Consider the following 16,547-nt stretch of genomic DNA (forward strand, 5'->3'; position numbering starts at 1 on the left):
GCGGGCCGTACGGTCGGCGGGGTGAACCGCACCGACCGGTTGTACGCCCTGGTGGAGGAGCTGCGGGCGTGCGCCCCGCGCCGGGTGAGCGCCCGCGAGCTGGCCGCGCGCTACGAGGTCAGCGTCCGCACGGTCGAGCGCGACATCGGCGCGCTCCAGCAGGCCGGGGTGCCGATCTTCGCCGAGGTGGGCCGGACCGGCGGCTACACGCTCGACCCGAGCCGCACGCTGCCGCCGGTCAACTTCACCCCGGCCGAGGCGGTGGCCATCGCGATCATGCTGGGCCGGGCCGGCGGCACCCCGTTCTCGCGGGCCGCCCGCACCGCGCTGCACAAGATCCTCACCGCGATGCCGGCCGCCGACGGCGCCACCGCCCGCGACCTGGCCGGCCGCATCCGCTTCCTGGCCGACCCGGCGCGCGGGGAGCCCGCCTCGGTCCCCGCCGTCCTGGAGGAGGCGGTGGCGGCCCGCCGCGTCGTCCGGCTGACCTACGTCGACAAGGCCGGCGCCGAGACCGAGCGCGACGTCGAGCCGGTCGCCTTCAGCGGGGGCTCCAGCAGCTGGTACCTGATCGGCTGGTGCCGGCTGCGCGGCACGTTCCGCGTCTTCCGCACCGACCGCGTCCGCCGCGCGGCGCTGCTTGACGAGACCGCCCCGGAGCGCCGCGTCGAGGAGTTCGATGAGGAGCCGCGCGACTTCGTGATGCGCCCGCTGGAATTCCTCTAGAAACACCGACAGGGGGTTGTCGCCAGTATGTTCGATCGTGGTCCCCGTTGAAGGACGCGAACGACGCGAACGAGCACTGACGCGACGGAGGACGACGACCATGAACGCGCCCGCGTACGACACCGTGAGCTGGTTCCAGATCGGCACCGACGACTCGGAGGGGGCCCGGAGCTTCTACGGCGACCTGTTCGGCTGGAAGTTCACCCTCGATCCCGACGGCGACGGCTACGACCTGATCAGCTACCCCGGCGCGGAGGCGCCGAGCGGCGGGATCGCGCACGGTGCGGGCCCCGAGGAGAACCACGCGACGTTCCTGGTGGTGGTGCGGGACGTGCCGGCGGCCTGCGAGCGGGCCGCGAAGCTCGGCGGCAAGGTCGCGCTGGAGCCGACCACCTCGCCGAGCGGCCTGGTCTTCGCCTACCTGGACGACCCGTCCGGCAACCGCTTCGGTGTCTTCACCCCGCCCCCGGGACCCGCCTGACGGGCACTGGCGGGCACTGACGGGCACTGACGGGCACTGAACGGCCCGGAGGGCCCTCGCGGGCGGGCGAGGGCCTCCGGGACCGTTGGGGAGCCCCGGAAGCCCCCACGTGCGGCTGGGGCGCGATCACGGCCTACACCTCCGTGATCGCCGCCCCGCCGGCGGTGCCCGCCGTCAGGCGTCGCCGCCGGTGTTGCTCTCGGCGGTCTGCACGCCGCCCGCGAAGACCGCGCTGACGTCGGCGTTCAGGCGGTAGCGCTCGATCGCCTGCTGGAGGGTCTCGGGCTTGACCTCGCCCTGCCGGGCGAGCCGGGTCAGCACCGCGAGCACGATCGACGCCGAGTCGACGTGGAACGCGCGGCGCGCCGCGGCGCGGGTGTCGGAGAACCCGAACCCGTCGGTCCCCAGCGAGGAGTAGTCGCCCGGCACCCACGGCGCGATCTGGTCGGGCACGGCCTTCATGAAGTCCGACACCGACACGATCGGCCCGGCGGCGCCCTCCAGCGCGCGGGTGACGTACGGGACGCGCTGCTCCGCGTCGGGGTGCAGCAGGTTCCAGTCGTCGCACGCGCGGGCCTCGCGGGCCAGCTCGTTCCACGAGGTCGCCGACCACACGTCGGCGGCCACGCCCCACTCCTCGGCCAGCAGCCGCTGCGCCTCCAGCGCCCAGCGCCCGGCCACGCCCGACGCCATGATCTGTGCCTTGGGCGCCTGCCCGTTGCCGACCTCCGTACCCGCTCCCGCCTCAACCCGCCCAGGAGCCGCCTTGAGCCGGTACAGCCCCTTGAGCAGGCCGTCGACATCCAGGCCCTCGGGCTCCACGGGCTGCTGGTACGGCTCGTTGTAGACGGTCAGGTAGTAGAAGACGTTCTCGCCCTCGGGGTGCTCCTCGGACGAGCCGTACATCCGGCGCAGCGCGTCCTGCACGATGTGCGCCAGCTCGAACGCCCAGGTCGGGTCGTAGTGCACGCACGCCGGGTTGGTCGCCGCGATCAGCGGCGAGTGCCCGTCGGCGTGCTGGAGGCCCTCGCCGGTGAGCGTGGTGCGGCCCGCGGTGGCGCCCAGCAGGAAGCCCCGCCCCATCTGGTCGCCCAGCGCCCACATCTGGTCGCCGGTCCGCTGGAACCCGAACATCGAGTAGAAGATGTACACCGGGATCATGTGCTCGCCGTGCGTGGCGTACGCCGTGCCCGCGGCGATCGCGGAGGCCATCGAGCCGGCCTCGCTGATGCCCTCGTGCAGCATCTGGCCGGATTCGGACTCCTTGTAGGCCAGCAGCAGCTTGCGGTCGACGCCCTCGTACGTCTGCCCGTGCGGGGCGTAGATCTTGGACGTCGGGAAGAGCGAGTCCATGCCGAACGTGCGGTACTCGTCCGGAGCGATCGGGACGAACCGGGCTCCGATGTTCTCGTCCTTGATCAGGTCCTTGAGCAGCCGGACGAAGGCCATGGTGGTGGCCACGTTCTGCTTGCCCGAGCCCTTCTTCAGCTCCGCGTACACCGGGTCGCCGGGCAGCTTGAGCGGCTTGGCCCGCACGACGCGCTTGGGCAGGAACCCGCCCAGCGCCGCGCGCCGCTCGCGCATGTACTCGATCTCGTCGGAGTCCTCGCCCGGGTGGTAGTACGGCGGCAGCTCGCCTTCCAGCGCCGAGTCCGGGATGTCGAGGTAGAGCCGGTCCCGGAACTCCTTGAGCTCGGCCTTGGTCAGCTTCTTCATCTGGTGGGTGGCGTTGCGGGCCTCGAAGTCCGGCCCCAGCGTCCAGCCCTTGATCGTGTGCGCCAGGATGACGGTCGGCTGGCCGACGTGCTCGCGGGCGGCCTTGAACGCCGCGTACACCTTGCGGTAGTCGTGCCCGCCGCGCGACAGCCGCCGCAGGTCGTCGTCGGACAGGTGCTCGACCATCTTGCGCAGCCGCGGGTCGTCGCCGAAGAAGTGGTCGCGGATGTACGCGCCGGTCTCGACGGTGTAGGTCTGGAACTGCCCGTCCGGCGTGGTGTTCATCTTGTTGACCAGCACGCCGTCGGCGTCCTGGGCGAGCAGCGGGTCCCAGTCGCGGCCCCACACCACCTTGATCACGTTCCAGCCGGCGCCGCGGAAGTACGACTCCAGCTCCTGGATGATCTTGCCGTTGCCGCGGACCGGGCCGTCCAGCTGCTGCAGGTTGCAGTTGATCACGAAGGTGAGGTTGTCGAGCTCCTCGCGGGCGGCCAGCCCGATCGCGCCCAGCGACTCCGGCTCGCCCATCTCGCCGTCGCCGAGGAACGCCCACACGTGCGACCGCGAGGTGTCCTTGATCTTGCGGTTGTAGAGGTACCGGTTGAACCGCGCCTGGTAGATCGAGTCGATCGCGGTGAGCCCCATCGAGACGGTGGGGAACTCCCAGAAGTCGGGCATCAGCCGCGGGTGCGGGTACGACGACAGGCCGCCGCCCGGATGCGAGATCTCCTGCCGGAAGCCGTCCAGCTTCTCCTGCGGCAGCCGTCCCTCCAGGAACGCGCGCGCGTACACGCCGGGGGCCGCGTGGCCCTGGAAGAAGACCTGGTCGCCGGACTCGCCGTGGTCCTTGCCGCGGAAGAAGTGGTTGTAGCCGACCTCGTAGAGCGAGGCGGCCGAGGCGTAGGTCGCGATGTGCCCGCCGACGCCGAGCTCCGGCCGGTTGGACCGGGACACCATGATCGCGGCGTTCCACCGGATGTAGGCGCGGATCCGGCGCTCGATGTGCTCGTCGCCGGGGAACCACGGCTCGTGCTCCGGCGGGATGGTGTTGATGAAGTCGGTGCTGCGCAGGCCGGGCACGCCCACCTGCTGCTCGCGGGCCCGCTCCAGCAGGCGCAGCATCACGTACCGCGCCCGGCTGCGGCCCTCGGTCTTGATCACCGTGTCGAGCGATTCCAGCCACTCCCGGGTCTCGTCCGGGTTGATGTCCGGGAGCTGGCTCGGCAGGCCGTCACTGATGATCGAATAACGCTGACGTCCGGAAGCCACGGGGTCCCCTCTGTGCTCACGGTCCTGGGTGAGGCGCGCGCCCGCCCGGGTGAGCCGGCGTCGGCCTCCGCGACGACGGTCCGCCGTCGTGGGTTCGTGATCCATCGTCGCCGTTTATGACGGCTAACGCATCTCTACCAACCAGTAACCATTCTGGCCGGTCACAAGGGGTGCGCGGGACGTTCCGGGCAGGGTTTGGGCCCCCTCTCGACGAGGCAGGGAAGTCGTACGAAGGTGGAGGGACGACGCCGTACCGGCGACCACACCGAACGGCCGCGGGAGCGCGGCCGCCGCGCGCTGGGGGAGTGATGAACGCTTCGGTCGGAGATCGACTGCACATGCACGGCAACATCGTCGGCCAGTCCGACAGGATCGGCGAGATCGTGGAGGTACGCGGCCATGACGGCGGGCCGCCCTACGTGGTCCGCTTCGAGGACGGCCACACCCGCCTGGTCTTCCCGGGCCCCGACGCCGTCGTGGAGGTGCCCGGACAGCGGTCCGGCACGGACCGCTGACCTCTCTTCGGGCGGCGCCCCCGGGGGCCGGGGCGCCCCCGGGAACGGCGCCGATCCGCGTTCCGGGGTCCCGATGGGGTAGACCTGGGGCATGAAGAGCACCGTGGTCAGGGTGACCACCGGAAACCGGGAGGTCGTGCACGACATCACGGCCGAGTGCGAGCGCTTCGCCGCCGAGGCCGGGGAGGACGGGCTGCTGCACGTCTTCGTGCCGCACGCCACCGCCGGGATCGCGATCATCGAGCTGGGCGCGGGCAGCGACGACGACCTGCTCGCGGCGCTGGGCGAGCTGCTGCCCGCCGACGACCGCTGGCGGCACCGGCACGGCTCCCCGGGCCACGGCCGGTCGCACGTCTCGCCCGCGCTCGTGCCGCCGTACGCGACCGTCCCCGTGATCGGCGGCCGGCTCGCGCTCGGCACCTGGCAGTCGGTCGCGCTGGTCGACCTCAATGTCGACAATCCGGATCGCCAGGTGCGATTGTCGTTTCTTGCGGGATGAGCGTGCGTTGTTACGCTCGACGCGTGTCCAGGGACGACCGTGGCCGTTTTCGGGCCCATGAGGCCACCAAAAGCCGTGCAGACACTTGCGCTGGGACCCCTTACTTGTGTGGACTGTCCCGCAAAACTCGAACCGGAGCGGAAGGGCCGCCGGCATGGCGGCCCGCAATGACGACCATGGGAGGACTTTCGTGAGCGCGACCGCGGGTCAGGCGCAGTCTGAGCGCAGCCTGGCCGAACGGCTCGGCCTGAAGGCGGGCCAGGTGGTGCAGGAGATCGGCTTCGATGACGACGTCGACGAGGAGCTCCGCGACTCCGTCGAGGCCGTCACGGGGAACGAGCTGGTCGACGAGGACTACGAGGACGTGGTCGACGTCGTGCTGCTGTGGTGGCGTGAAGAGGACGGCGACCTCTTCGACGAGCTGACCAACGCGATGGTCCCCCTGACCGGTGGCGGCCACATCTGGCTGCTGACCCCCAAGGCGGGCCGCGACGGCCATGTGGAGCCGAGCGACATCGGCGAGGCCGCCCAGACCGCGGGCCTGGCGCAGACGAGCAGCGTCAGCGCCGCCAAGGAATGGTCGGGCACCCGCCTGGTGGCCCCCAAGGGCCACAAGTAGCCGCGGCCGGCCGTACGCTGGCCCGAGGCGGTCCCCGCCGCGCCGCGCGCGGGCGTGGCCGCTCCGGCGCGCGGCCGCGCGCCGTCCCCCCATGACCGTGGGGGCACGCATTCCCCCGCCGCGCGGCGGGGGACGATCCGCGGGAGAGGCATTGGCGGTTGAGGTAGGCGACCTCGCACCCGACTTCGAGCTGAAGGACCAGCACGGCACGCCGGTCCGGCTGTCGGACTTCAAGGGGAAGAAGAACGTCGTCCTGGTGTTCTTTCCCCTGGCGTTCAGCGGGGTCTGCACGGGCGAGCTGTGCGCGATCCGGGACGAGCTGCCGTCCCTGGGCGACGCCGAGGACGTCCAGGTGCTGGCGGTCTCGGTCGACTCGATGTTCGCGCTGCGGGCGTGGGCCGACCAGGAGAAGTACGGGTTCCCGCTGCTCGCCGACTTCTGGCCGCACGGCGGCACGGCGCGGCTGTACGGCGTGTTCGACGAGGAGAAGGGCCTGGCGGTCCGCGGCACGTTCGTGATCGACCGCGAGGGCACCGTCCGCTGGAAGGTCGTGAACGCCATCCCCGACGCGCGGGACCTCGACGAGTACCGCAAGGCGCTCGCCGGCCTCTGAGTGATCCGGGCCGGATCCGCCGACCGGATCCGGCCCCCGCACCCCTGGAGGTGTGATGCCCTGCTTCCGGTGCGGGGCCCGGCAGACCGATCCCGCCCGCGGCGCGAGCCCGTGGCGGCGCGGGGTACGGGCGGACCGGCAGGTTCTGATCTGCCCGCGCTGCCAGCACGCCCACGACGGCGCCGCCGCGCTCGACCGCTGCGCGGCCTGCGGTTCCGCGGCGCTGATCTGCCGCCTCGGGGAGATCGAGTGCCGCGACTGCGGGCACACCCGCGAGGCGGCCCCGGCCGACGCGGCGCCCGGCGGCCTGGTGCCGTCCGGCGCCCAGCAGGCCGACAGCGGCCTGTCCGAGGAGGTCGCGGCGGCGCTGACCAGGTTCTTCCGGCGCGGCCCGGGCTCTTGACCTTCTTTTCGCAGGCTGGGACGCTGCCACGCAGCGTTTCGCGAGGCCGCGGGGCGTGAGGGGAGGGAGAGAGGGGAGGCGCCGATGCCGTTCATCATCTTCCGGGTGGCGCAGCGGCTCACCGCGCGCGCCTGGCGCGCCCCGGCCCTCGTCCTGCTGCTGGCCGCGGTGCTCGGCTGGGTGCTGATCGCCGCGTTCGAGAAGCCGGGCGCGGAGATCCGGGACCCGGTGCACTACCTCTGGTACTTCTTCGTCAGCGGGACGACGACCGGCTACGGCGACTTCTACCCGGAGACGGCCGGCGGCCGGCTCGGCGGCGCGATCGTGATCGTGGCGGGGCTGACGGCGGGCCTGATGCTGTTCGCCGAGCTGACCCTCTGGATGGCGAAGGGCAGGACCATGAAGGCCAACGGGCTGGCCCGGCTGCACCACCGCCGGCATCTGGTGATCATCGGGTACGAGCGGGACGGGCTGCGCGCGATCATCGGCCAGCTGCGCGCCGACCCCGAGTACGCGAAGACGCCGGTGGCCGCGGTGTTCTGGCCCGAGCAGCTGCCCGGCGAGAACCCCGACCCCGAGCTGTACGACGTGGTGGCCTTCGACGACACCGCGTACGACCGGGTCCGGCTCGCCGACGCCCGCACGGTGCTGGTGATCGGCCGCAACGACGACGAGACCGTCCGGGTGATGCTCGGGGTGAACGCGTACCTGCGGCGGCACGGGAGCCCGGCGGCGCACCTGCTGGCCGGGGTGCACGACGGCGGCCGGCGGGCCGAGATCAACGAGGCGCTGGCGCTGATCGGCGAGGACATCGAGCCGGTCGACGTGGACGACCCCGCCGTGGTGGCGGTCGCGATCCGCAACCCCGGGGTGGCGGCGATCTACCACAACCTCGCCAGCACGCTGGACGCCGACTCCACGCTGTACCGGGTGGACGTGCCCGAGGGCGCGGGGGAGTGGCCGCGGCTGGATCTGGCGATCTTCCTGCTGCGGCGCGGCAGCACGCTGCTGGCGGTGGGCGAGTCGCACCGGCCCAACGCCCGGTTCCGGCTGGCGGCGGTGCCGGACGAGGTCGTCCGGGGCGGGCAGTCGCTGGCCGTCGTGGCCGCCGACCGTCCCGAGATCCCGTGGCACGAGGTGGCCTGAGCCGGCCTGCGCGAGCCTGATCGGGAGTGAGCCAGGAAGGCACCTCCAGCGCCCAACCGAGGTGCCCTCCTGGCTCGCCGCGGCGGCGCGGCCCGGAACGGCTGGTCGAGCGCGTTCCGGGGCCTCCCCGCGCGTGCCGCGGAGTCTCAGGCGGCCTGGCGGCGGTCGGCGTCCAGCAGGTGGTAGAGCAGCAGGAGCTGCGTGATCGCGAGCGGGTCGCTGGTGCCGCCGTCGCCGAAGCGGCCGAGCGCGCCGGGGTCGAGCCCGCCGTCGCCGGCCCGGGGGCCGAGCCGTTCCCAGATGGCCTTCTTCACGATCCGTGACTCCTCGGGCGACACGTACCCGTGGACGTGCAGCGCGTCGACGGGGCGGCCGTCGGTGTCGCGGTGCAGCCGCAGGTGCATGGCGGTCTCGGCGCCCGGCGGCGGGACGGGCGGCAGGGCGGCGGACTCGCCGATCACGGTGCCGAGCTCGGGGTGGTCGATGGTGGGCCGCAGCAGCAGCTCGGCCGACAGGGGCGTGCCCGGCGGGTCCTGCCGGCCGGCGACGGGCGCGAACCTGACCACGATGTCGGCCCACCGGCGCTGCGGCCGGATGTAGGCGGCGCTCTCCGGTTCCCGCCGGTCCAGCTCGGCCCTGACCTGCGCGGGCGTGTAGCCGCGCTTGTCGCAGTCGCGGCGGACCTTCCAGGCGTGCCGCAGGTCCTCGGGCGGGTCGAGGTAGACGGTGATGTCGAAGCAGGCCCGGGCGAGCCGGGTGTGCAGCGGCAGCAGGCCCTCGACGATCACGAACTCGCGGGGCTCGACCAGCTCGGGGCGGACCAGCTCGCCGGTCGCGTGGTCGTACACGGGCTTGAGGATCGGCTCTCCCATGGACAGCAGCTGGAGGTGCTGTTCCATCACGTCGATGTGGTTGCAGTCGGGGTGCAGCGCCGTGAACGGCTTCCCCTTGCGTTCGGAACGGTCGTAGCGGTGGTAGTCGTCCACGCAGACCGCGGTCATGCGGTCCGCCCCCAGGCACTGCACCAGCCCCCTGGTCAGTGTCGTCTTGCCCGCGGCGCTGTCCCCGGCGATGGCGAGCATGACGGGGCGCCGGCCCGATTCGCGCGCCCGGAGCATGTGCACGATCCGATGGGGCACCTGTGTCCTCCGTCCCGGCGGTGTTCTGTTGTCGCCGGAGACGGTAGGCGGGGGTCGCGGTCGGGTCGTCCCCCAATCAGGGGAGATGGGGGGTGAAAAGCGCGAAACCTTCGCTCCCGCGGGGGCTACTGGCGGGTAGCTTGCGGTTGTTATCGTGCCGGAGTGAACCCCCCTGTGCGCGTCGTCCTGGTGGACGATCACGAGATGATCCTCGCCGGGCTGCAGGCGATGCTGGCCGGTTTCGCGGGGCGCGTGCGCGTCGTGGGCCAGGCCGGCACGTCCGGCGAGGCGACCCGGCTGGTGACCACGCTGCGCCCGGACGTCGTGCTGCTGGACGTGCGGCTCGGCCCCGAGAGCGGCCTCGACCTGTGCCGGGTGATCACCACCCGGGTGCCGGAGTCGCGGGTGGTGTTCCTGTCGGTGTACGACGACGAGCAGTACGTCTTCGAGGCCCTGCGCGCCGGCGCCGGCGGCTACCTGCTCAAGCGGGTCGACGGCGCCGAGCTGGTGCGGCGGCTGGAGGAGGTCACCCAGGGGGAGACGGTCGTCGATCCGACCCTGGCGGGACGGATGGCGGTCACCGCCGCCCGGCTCACCCGCGGCGAGTTCTGGCCCGGCGCCAACCGGGGGCTCACGCAGCGCGAGAGCGAGGTGCTGTCGCTGCTGGTCGGCGGGCTGTCGAACAAGGCCATCGCGGCCCGGCTCGTGGTCGGCGAGGAGACCGTGAAGAGCCATCTGCGGGCGCTCTACCGCAAGCTGGAGGTCACCGACCGCTCCGCGGCCATCGCGGTGGCGCTGCGCGAGGGGCTGTTCCGGTGACGGCCGCGCCGCCGCGGCCGGGGCCGCCCGGAGCGCTGGACCTGCTGGCCGCGCGCGGGCACGACCTGCTCGTCCGGATCGTGACCGCCGCGTGCTCCGACCGGACCCTGCCGGAGACGGCCGACGAGCTGGCCGGGCTCGTCGTACGGTCGGCGCGGGAGATCGCGTTCTGCGACGTGTACCTGCTCGACGGCGACGAGCGGGCGCTGCGCCGCTCCGGGACCGGGCCGCCCGTACCGCTGGGCGAGGGCGACGTCGGCCGGGCGGCCGCGCACGGCCGGCCGCGCGAGCACGCCGACGGCCGCGGCGTGGCGGTGCCGATGCGCAGCGGCCGGACGACCATCGCGGTCCTGGACGCGCGGTCGGCGGGCCGCTGCGCGCCCGAGGACGCGGCGCTGGTGACCGCGCTGGCCGAGCTGTTCGCGCCGGTCCTCTGCGCGTGCCGCCGGCTGCGGGCCGCCGAGGAGCGCGAGCGCGCGGCCGAGCGGTTCGCCGAGCGCGCCGTCGAGGTGCAGGAGGCCGAGCGGTCCCGGCTGAGCCGCGAGATCCACGACGGCATCGCGCAGCGGCTGGCCGGGCTGGGCTTCCACCTGTCGGCGGCCGAGGGCGCGCTGCCCGCCCACCACCCCGAGGCGCGCGAGCAGATCCGGCACGCGCGCGGGCTGTGCGAGCTGGCCGCCGCCGAGACCCGCGCCGCCATCGGCGGGCTGCGGCCGCCCGTCCTGGACGATCTGGGCCTGTCGGCAGCGCTGGCCACGCTCGCCCGCGAGGCCGCCGGCTCCCTGCGCGGCGACGCCGCCCCCGCCTCGGCCCGCCCCGGACTGGACGTGACCGTGGCCGTGACCGGCGAGTTGGAGGCCGCGCTGCCCGACCACGTCCAGACGGCGCTCTACCGCATCGCGCAGGAGGCCGTCGGCAACTGCCTGCGGCACGCGTCGGCGTCGTACGTGGACCTGCTGCTGGAGCACGACCGCGACCGGGTCCGGCTCCGGGTGCGCGACGACGGCGTGGGGTTCTCGCTCCCGGACGTGCTGGCCCCCGCGGGCCGCGACCGGCCGGGCCGCCGCGCCGAGTCGTACGGCCTGCGCGGCATGGCCGAGCGCGCCGAGCTGCTGGGCGGCCGGTTCAGCGTGACCAGCAGGCTCGGCGCCGGCACGACCGTCGAGGCGGTGATCCCCGTTCCGGGCGCCTAGCCGCCCGCCGGTCAGCCCCGCAGCGTGCGGAACGTGATCCCGGCGCGGTCGAGCCGCTCGATGAGCGCGTTCCCCATGGCGACCGCCGTGGTGACCTGGCCCGCGGTCGGGGGCAGGTCGTCGTGCGCCAGGCACAGCGCCGACTCCGACAGCATCTTGGCCGTCTCGCCGTAGCCGGGGTCGCCGCCCCTGACCTCGGTGACGACCTTCGCGCCGCCGCCCTCGCCCGCGAACTTCACGCTGAACCAGCTCCGCGCGCGCCGCTCCGCCGACGGGCCCTCGCCGGGCGTGCCCAGCCGCTCCAGCAGCGACCTGGCCGGCGGAAGCTGGGTCAGCGGCACCAGCGCCGCCGCGCCCGCGGCGACGCCCAGCGCGGCGGGCAGCCGCCTGACCGCGAGGTACTCGCCGTACGAGAAGTCGGGCCCGTACCGGTCGAGCGCCATCGCCGAACGCTCCACGACCAGCGGGTCCAGCGTCGGCATCGGCAGCAGGTAACCGCCGGCGACCCGGGTCCGCGGGACGGGGCGGCGCGAGATCCGGACCCGCCGGTCCGCCGGGCGCGGCTCCGCCCGCCGCCGCTCCCGCTCGGCGCGCACCATGCCGGCCGGGTCCGCGAAGATGCCCAGCGCCGAGTGCAGCGTCCCGCCGGAGAACTGCGCCGACACCCGCAGGAACGCCTCCACGTGCAGCGGCACGCCCTCCGGCAGCCGCTGCACCGTGTAGTAGGCGCCCAGGTCGTACGGGATGGAGTCGAACCCGCAGGCGTGCACGATGCGGGCGCCGCTGCGCGCGGCCTCGTCGTGGTACTTCACGTACATCCGGTCGACGAACGTCGGCTCCCCGGTCAGGTCGACGTAGTCGGTCCCGTTCCGGGCGCACGCCGCGACCAGCGGCTCGCCGTACCGCACGTACGGGCCCACCGTGGTGATCACGACGCGGGCGGCGCGGGCGACCTCCTCCAGCGAGGCGGGGTCGGTGCTGTCGGCGTGCAGCAGCGGCAGGTCCTTGCAGGCGGGCTCCACCTGGGCGAGCCGCTCGCGCACCGCCTCCAGCTTCGCCTGGTTGCGGCCGGCCAGCGCCCACCGGGTGCCGGTCCCGGCGCGCTGGGCCAGGTACTCGGCGGTGAGCCCGCCGGTGAACCCGGTGGCGCCGAACAGGACGATGTCGTACGAGCGGTCGGCGGTCATGGCTGCCCTCCCGGAAGCGTGCGGTACGGTCCCGGACCGAACGCTACTCGGATGCCGCCCGCACGCGCGAAGCGCCGCGGCGCGCCTACGCTGAGACGATGATCGCACTGGCCCTGACGATGGACGTCATCGCCCTGCTGGTCCTCGGTGCCGCGGCGCTCCCGCCCCGCGGCGGCCGGAGCCGCACCGGCCTGATCATGATCGCGGCCAGCCTGGCGCTCCTGTCGATCGCCCTCTGGCTAGCCGCCGCCGGCGACGCCGGCTAGCCCCGGCCCGGTCGACTCGTGGCGTGTCCCCGCCCGGCCGACGGCCTCCAGGGCCGACACGCCACGAGTCAACGCGAGGCGGGGCCCGCGGCGGTCCAGCCGGGGGCGTCCAGCAGGTGGTCGACGAACAGGCGGGTCGTCGGGGTGGGGGCGGTGCCGGCGACCGCGTGCCAGGGGCGGTCCAGCGGCATCCCGGGCGCGTCCACCACCACCAGCCGGCCGGCCGCCAGCTCGGCGCCGACCGCGTCCCGGGAGACCAGCGCCACGCCCAGCCCGGCCGCCGCGCCCGCGATCACCGCGCCGTTGGAGCCGAGGACCAGCCGCGGCGGGGCCACGCCCCGTTCCGCCAGGTAGGACTCGGCGGCCGCGCGCACGCCCGAGCCCGGCTCGCGCATCACCCACGGCGCCGTGGCGAGCGAGAACGCGGCGGCCTGCGCGGGGGCGCCCACGACGACCAGCTCGTTGGGGCGGCGCGCGAGCACCGTCGCGGCGGTCCCGGCGGGCGGCCGGCCGGCCAGGACGAGGTCCGCCTCGTGCGCGGCCAGGCTCGCCCAGACCCGGCGGCTCGGGCCGACCTCCAGCGCCAGCCGCACCTCCGGGAACCGGGCCCGGAAGCCCGCCAGCAGCTCCGGCAGCACCTGGTCGGCGGCCGTGGTGACGGCGGCCAGCCGCAGCGGCCCGCGCGCCGGGTCGGCCGCGCCGCGCGCCGCCGCCCGGCCCTGCTCCAGCAGCCCGAGGACCTGCCGGGCGTACGCGGCGTACACCGACCCGGCCGGGGTCAGCGCCAGCCCGCGCCCGGCCCGCTCGACCAGCGGGACGCCCAGCTCGCGCGCCAGCGCCGCGACCGCCGCCGACACCGCCGACTCGGTCACGTACAGGCGCCGCGCCGCCTCCCGTACCGAACCGGTGTCCGCCAGCGCCACGAACGTCCGCAGCCGTGCCTCGGTCATGCCGCCCGCCTCTCACTTGAGTGATCGGTTGATTGTCGGCCCGGAACACTTGATGGACAAGGCAAGTGTCGCGGCGGCAGGCTCAAGGCAACCCCACGGAGGAGGAACGCGATGAGCGGTGGCCGTTGGTCGGCGGGCGTGATCCCGTACGCGGAGATGGGCTACTGGCGCCCGGACTACCAGCCGAAGGGCAGCGACATCCTGGCCGCCTTCCGGATCACCCCGCAGCCGGGCGTGCCGCCGGAGGAGGCGGGCGCCGCCGTCGCGGGCGAGTCGTCCACCGCCACCTGGACGGTCGTGTGGACCGACCGGCTCACCGCGTACGAGAACTACCAGGCCAAGTGCTACCGGGTGGAGCCGGTGCCGGGCTCGGAGGGGCAGTTCATCGCGTACATCGCCTACGACCTGGACCTCTTCGAGGAAGGGTCGATCGCCAACCTGACCTCCTCCATCATCGGGAACGTCTTCGGCTTCAAGGCCCTCAAGGCGCTGCGGCTGGAGGACATGCGGATCCCGGCGCACTACGTGAAGACGTTCCAGGGCCCGGCGCACGGCATCGTCATGGAACGCGAGTACCTCGGCAAGTTCGGCCGCCCCCTCCTCGGCGCCACGGTGAAGCCCAAGCTCGGCCTGTCGGCCCGCAACTACGGCCGCGTCGTGTACGAGGCGCTGCGCGGCGGCCTGGACTTCACCAAGGACGACGAGAACATCAACTCCCAGCCGTTCATGCGCTGGCGCGACCGCTTCCTGTACTGCATGGAGGGCGTCAACAAGGCGCAGGCCGCCACCGGCGAGGTCAAGGGCCACTACCTCAACGTCACCGCCGGGACCATGGAGGCGATGTACGAGCGCGCCGAGCTCGCCAAGGAGATCGGCAGCGTCATCGTCATGATCGACCTGACGGTCGGCTACACCGCCATCCAGTCGATGGCGCACTGGGCGCGGCGCAACGGCGTCCTGCTGCACCTGCACCGCGCCGGGCACTCCACGTACACCCGGCAGAAGAACCACGGCGTGAACTTCCGCGTGATCGCCAAGTGGATGCGGCTGGCCGGCGTCGACCACATCCACGCCGGGACGGTCGTCGGCAAGCTGGAGGGCGACCCCAACAGCGTCGCCGGGTACTACGACACCCTCCGCCAGGACCGCACCGCCGCCGACCCGGTCAAGGGCCTGTACTTCGACCAGGAGTGGGCGTCGCTGCCCGGCTGCATGCCGGTCGCCTCCGGCGGCATCCACGCCGGGCAGATGCACCAGCTGCTGCACTACCTGGACGAGGACGTGATCCTCCAGTTCGGCGGCGGCACGATCGGCCACCCGATGGGCATCGCCGCCGGCGCCGCCGCCAACCGGGTCGCGCTGGAGGCGATGATCAAGGCGCGGAACGAGGGCCGCGACTACCTCGCCGACGGCCCCGCCATCCTCCGGTCGGCCGCCAAGCACAGCCGCGAGCTGGACGTCGCCCTGTCGACCTGGGGCGACATCACCTTCACTTATGAGTCCACCGACACCCCCGACGTCGTCGAGACCCCTGTGTTCTCTCCAACCCCCTGAAGGGGGGCCCACCCCCAACCTCGGAGCGTCTGATGCGAATCACCCAAGGCACCTTCTCGTACCTGCCCGACCTCACCGACGAGGAGATCACCGCCCAGATCGCCTACGCCCTCGGGCAGGGCTGGCCGTGCTCGGTCGAGTTCACCGACGACCCGCACCCGCGCAACTCGTACTGGGAGATGTGGGGGCTGCCGATGTTCGACCTCGCCGACCCCGCCGGCGTCCTGTACGAGCTCAACGAGTGCCGCAAGGCGTACCCGGGCCACTACGTGCGCCTCAACGCCTACGACGCCCGCTACGGCCGCCAGACCACGGCCCTGTCGTTCATCGTCCAGCGCCCGGACGCCGAGCCCGGCTTCCGGCTGGAGCGGGAGGAGACCACGGACCGCCGCGTCCGGGTACGGATCCACCCGTACGCCCTCGACCGGCCCCAGGGTGAGCGCTACCCATGAGCGAGGAACGACCCGGTTTCGGCATGAGGCCGTCCCAGAACGGCGGTTCTCCGGTGCCTTCCCCGAACCCCCCCTCCGGCGCCGGGGAACCGCTCGCGGACGAGCCGCCGCGGCTCCCGCCGCACGCCCGCGTCGACCTCGCCCGCGAGCACGCCGACTCGCACGCCGGCGAGGTCCTGGACGCCCTGGACGCCGAGCTGGTCGGCCTCGCCCCGGTCAAGACCCGGATCCGGGAGATCGCCGCCCTGCTCCTCGTCGACCGCGTCCGCGCCCGCTACGGCATCGACTCCGGCCGCCCCAACCTGCACATGTGCTTCACCGGCAGCCCCGGCACGGGCAAGACGACCGTCGCGACCCGGCTCGCCGAACTCCTGCACCGCCTCGGCTACGTCCGCCAGGGCCACCTCGTCCCGGTCACCCGCGACGACCTCGTCGGCCAGTACGTCGGCCACACCGCCCCCAAGACCAAGGAGGTCCTGAAACGGGCGATGGGCGGCGTGCTGTTCATCGACGAGGCGTACTACCTGTACCGGGCCGAGAACGAGCGCGACTACGGCCAGGAGGCCATCGAGATCCTCCTCCAGGTCATGGAGAACCGGCGGGACGACCTGGTCGTCGTCCTGGCCGGCTACAAGGACCGGATGGACGCGTTCTTCTCGTCCAACCCCGGCATGAGCTCCCGCATCGCCCACCACATCGACTTCCCCGACTACGAGCCCGCCGAACTGGAGGAGATCGGCCGCCTGATGACGTCCCGCGAGGGCTACCGGCTGGCCCCGGAGACCGAACCCGTCTTCCGCGACTACCTGGAACGGCGCCGCGCGCAGCCCCGTTTCGCCAACGCCCGTTCCGTGCGGAACGCCATCGAGCGGGCCCGGCTGCGGCACGCGAACCGGCTGGTCGCGGCGGCCGGCGAGGTCGGCCTGGAGGACCTCACGACCCTGCGCCCGGAGGACTTCCAGGGGAGCCGCGTCTTCGCGCGATAGCGCCCCGCAGGAAT

Annotated in this window: 18 protein-coding genes; 14 read left to right on the plus strand and 4 right to left on the minus strand. The window is 73.3% G+C overall.

The window, feature by feature from the left end; all coding sequences use genetic code 11:
• Positions 1-21: 21 nt before the first annotated feature.
• Positions 22-726 carry a helix-turn-helix transcriptional regulator gene (locus tag ACA361_RS28335; RefSeq protein WP_375016808.1) on the plus strand — a complete coding sequence of 235 codons (705 nt, stop codon included), beginning with the start codon at positions 22-24 and terminating at the stop codon, positions 724-726.
• Between the two features lie 100 nt (positions 727-826).
• Positions 827-1,207, plus strand: a complete 381-nt coding sequence (locus tag ACA361_RS28340; protein WP_375016809.1) for a VOC family protein — start codon at positions 827-829, stop codon at positions 1,205-1,207.
• A 174-nt stretch (positions 1,208-1,381) separates the two neighbouring features.
• On the opposite strand, the gene aceE is transcribed toward ACA361_RS28340, so the two are convergent.
• On the minus strand, positions 1,382-4,192 hold the full coding sequence (aceE, locus tag ACA361_RS28345; RefSeq protein WP_375016811.1) for a pyruvate dehydrogenase (acetyl-transferring), homodimeric type: 2,811 nt from the start codon (positions 4,190-4,192) through the stop codon (positions 1,382-1,384).
• Between the two features lie 308 nt (positions 4,193-4,500).
• On the opposite strand from aceE, the gene ACA361_RS28350 reads away from it, so the two are divergent.
• From ACA361_RS28350 to ACA361_RS28375, 6 genes are all read left to right on the plus strand, one after another.
• Entirely contained in the window at positions 4,501-4,707 is a 207-nt protein-coding gene (locus ACA361_RS28350; RefSeq protein ID WP_375016813.1) for a DUF1918 domain-containing protein, read from the plus strand.
• Between the two features lie 91 nt (positions 4,708-4,798).
• On the plus strand, positions 4,799-5,206 hold the full coding sequence (locus ACA361_RS28355) for a secondary thiamine-phosphate synthase enzyme YjbQ (protein ID WP_375016815.1): 408 nt from the start codon (positions 4,799-4,801) through the stop codon (positions 5,204-5,206).
• Positions 5,207-5,396: 190 nt separating this feature from the next.
• Positions 5,397-5,825 carry a DUF3052 domain-containing protein gene (locus ACA361_RS28360; protein WP_366619911.1) on the plus strand — a complete coding sequence of 143 codons (429 nt, stop codon included), beginning with the start codon at positions 5,397-5,399 and terminating at the stop codon, positions 5,823-5,825.
• A 151-nt stretch (positions 5,826-5,976) separates the two neighbouring features.
• Positions 5,977-6,438 (plus strand): peroxiredoxin, encoded by a 462-nt coding sequence (locus tag ACA361_RS28365; RefSeq protein ID WP_375016817.1) that lies wholly within the window; start codon positions 5,977-5,979, stop codon positions 6,436-6,438.
• A 55-nt stretch (positions 6,439-6,493) separates the two neighbouring features.
• Positions 6,494-6,841, plus strand: a complete 348-nt coding sequence (locus tag ACA361_RS28370) for a hypothetical protein (protein WP_375016819.1) — start codon at positions 6,494-6,496, stop codon at positions 6,839-6,841.
• Between the two features lie 84 nt (positions 6,842-6,925).
• A complete protein-coding gene (locus ACA361_RS28375) occupies positions 6,926-7,987 on the plus strand; it encodes a potassium channel family protein (RefSeq protein WP_375016821.1) in 1,062 nt (353 codons plus the stop codon).
• Positions 7,988-8,133: 146 nt separating this feature from the next.
• Here the strand turns inward: ACA361_RS28375 and ACA361_RS28380 are convergent, their stop codons facing one another.
• Positions 8,134-9,126 carry a phosphoribulokinase gene (locus ACA361_RS28380; protein ID WP_375016823.1) on the minus strand — a complete coding sequence of 331 codons (993 nt, stop codon included), beginning with the start codon at positions 9,124-9,126 and terminating at the stop codon, positions 8,134-8,136.
• A gap of 162 nt (positions 9,127-9,288) precedes the next feature.
• Between ACA361_RS28380 and ACA361_RS28385 the strand changes: the two genes are divergently transcribed.
• A complete protein-coding gene (locus ACA361_RS28385) occupies positions 9,289-9,945 on the plus strand; it encodes a response regulator transcription factor (RefSeq protein WP_366619901.1) in 657 nt (218 codons plus the stop codon).
• On the plus strand, positions 9,942-11,138 hold the full coding sequence (locus ACA361_RS28390) for a histidine kinase (RefSeq protein ID WP_375016825.1): 1,197 nt from the start codon (positions 9,942-9,944) through the stop codon (positions 11,136-11,138). The genes ACA361_RS28385 and ACA361_RS28390 overlap by 4 nt, the downstream gene beginning before the upstream one ends.
• Positions 11,139-11,149: 11 nt before the next feature.
• Here the strand turns inward: ACA361_RS28390 and ACA361_RS28395 are convergent, their stop codons facing one another.
• Positions 11,150-12,325, minus strand: coding sequence for a saccharopine dehydrogenase family protein (locus ACA361_RS28395; protein WP_375016827.1), 1,176 nt, complete (start codon positions 12,323-12,325; stop codon positions 11,150-11,152).
• Between the two features lie 98 nt (positions 12,326-12,423).
• Between ACA361_RS28395 and ACA361_RS28400 the strand changes: the two genes are divergently transcribed.
• Entirely contained in the window at positions 12,424-12,591 is a 168-nt protein-coding gene (locus ACA361_RS28400) for a hypothetical protein (RefSeq protein WP_375016829.1), read from the plus strand.
• A gap of 68 nt (positions 12,592-12,659) precedes the next feature.
• On the opposite strand, the gene ACA361_RS28405 is transcribed toward ACA361_RS28400, so the two are convergent.
• The gene (locus ACA361_RS28405) at positions 12,660-13,541 is read right to left on the minus strand and encodes a LysR substrate-binding domain-containing protein (RefSeq protein ID WP_375016831.1); all 882 of its coding nucleotides are present in this window, start codon (positions 13,539-13,541) and stop codon (positions 12,660-12,662) included.
• 111 nt (positions 13,542-13,652) lie between these two features.
• On the opposite strand from ACA361_RS28405, the gene ACA361_RS28410 reads away from it, so the two are divergent.
• From ACA361_RS28410 to cbbX, 3 genes are read left to right on the plus strand one after another with little or no spacing between them, the layout of a single operon-like run.
• Positions 13,653-15,095, plus strand: a complete 1,443-nt coding sequence (locus tag ACA361_RS28410; protein ID WP_375016833.1) for a form I ribulose bisphosphate carboxylase large subunit — start codon at positions 13,653-13,655, stop codon at positions 15,093-15,095.
• Between the two features lie 32 nt (positions 15,096-15,127).
• Complete coding sequence (locus ACA361_RS28415) at positions 15,128-15,547, plus strand: ribulose bisphosphate carboxylase small subunit (protein ID WP_375016835.1); 420 nt, start codon at positions 15,128-15,130, stop codon at positions 15,545-15,547.
• Positions 15,548-15,600: 53 nt separating this feature from the next.
• Positions 15,601-16,533 (plus strand): CbbX protein, encoded by a 933-nt coding sequence (gene cbbX / locus ACA361_RS28420; RefSeq protein ID WP_375016837.1) that lies wholly within the window; start codon positions 15,601-15,603, stop codon positions 16,531-16,533.
• Positions 16,534-16,547: the final 14 nt, after the last annotated feature.

The sequence above is a fragment of the Actinomadura sp. 21ATH genome, from assembly GCF_041951345.1.
Taxonomy (GTDB): Bacteria; Actinomycetota; Actinomycetes; order Streptosporangiales; family Streptosporangiaceae; genus Spirillospora.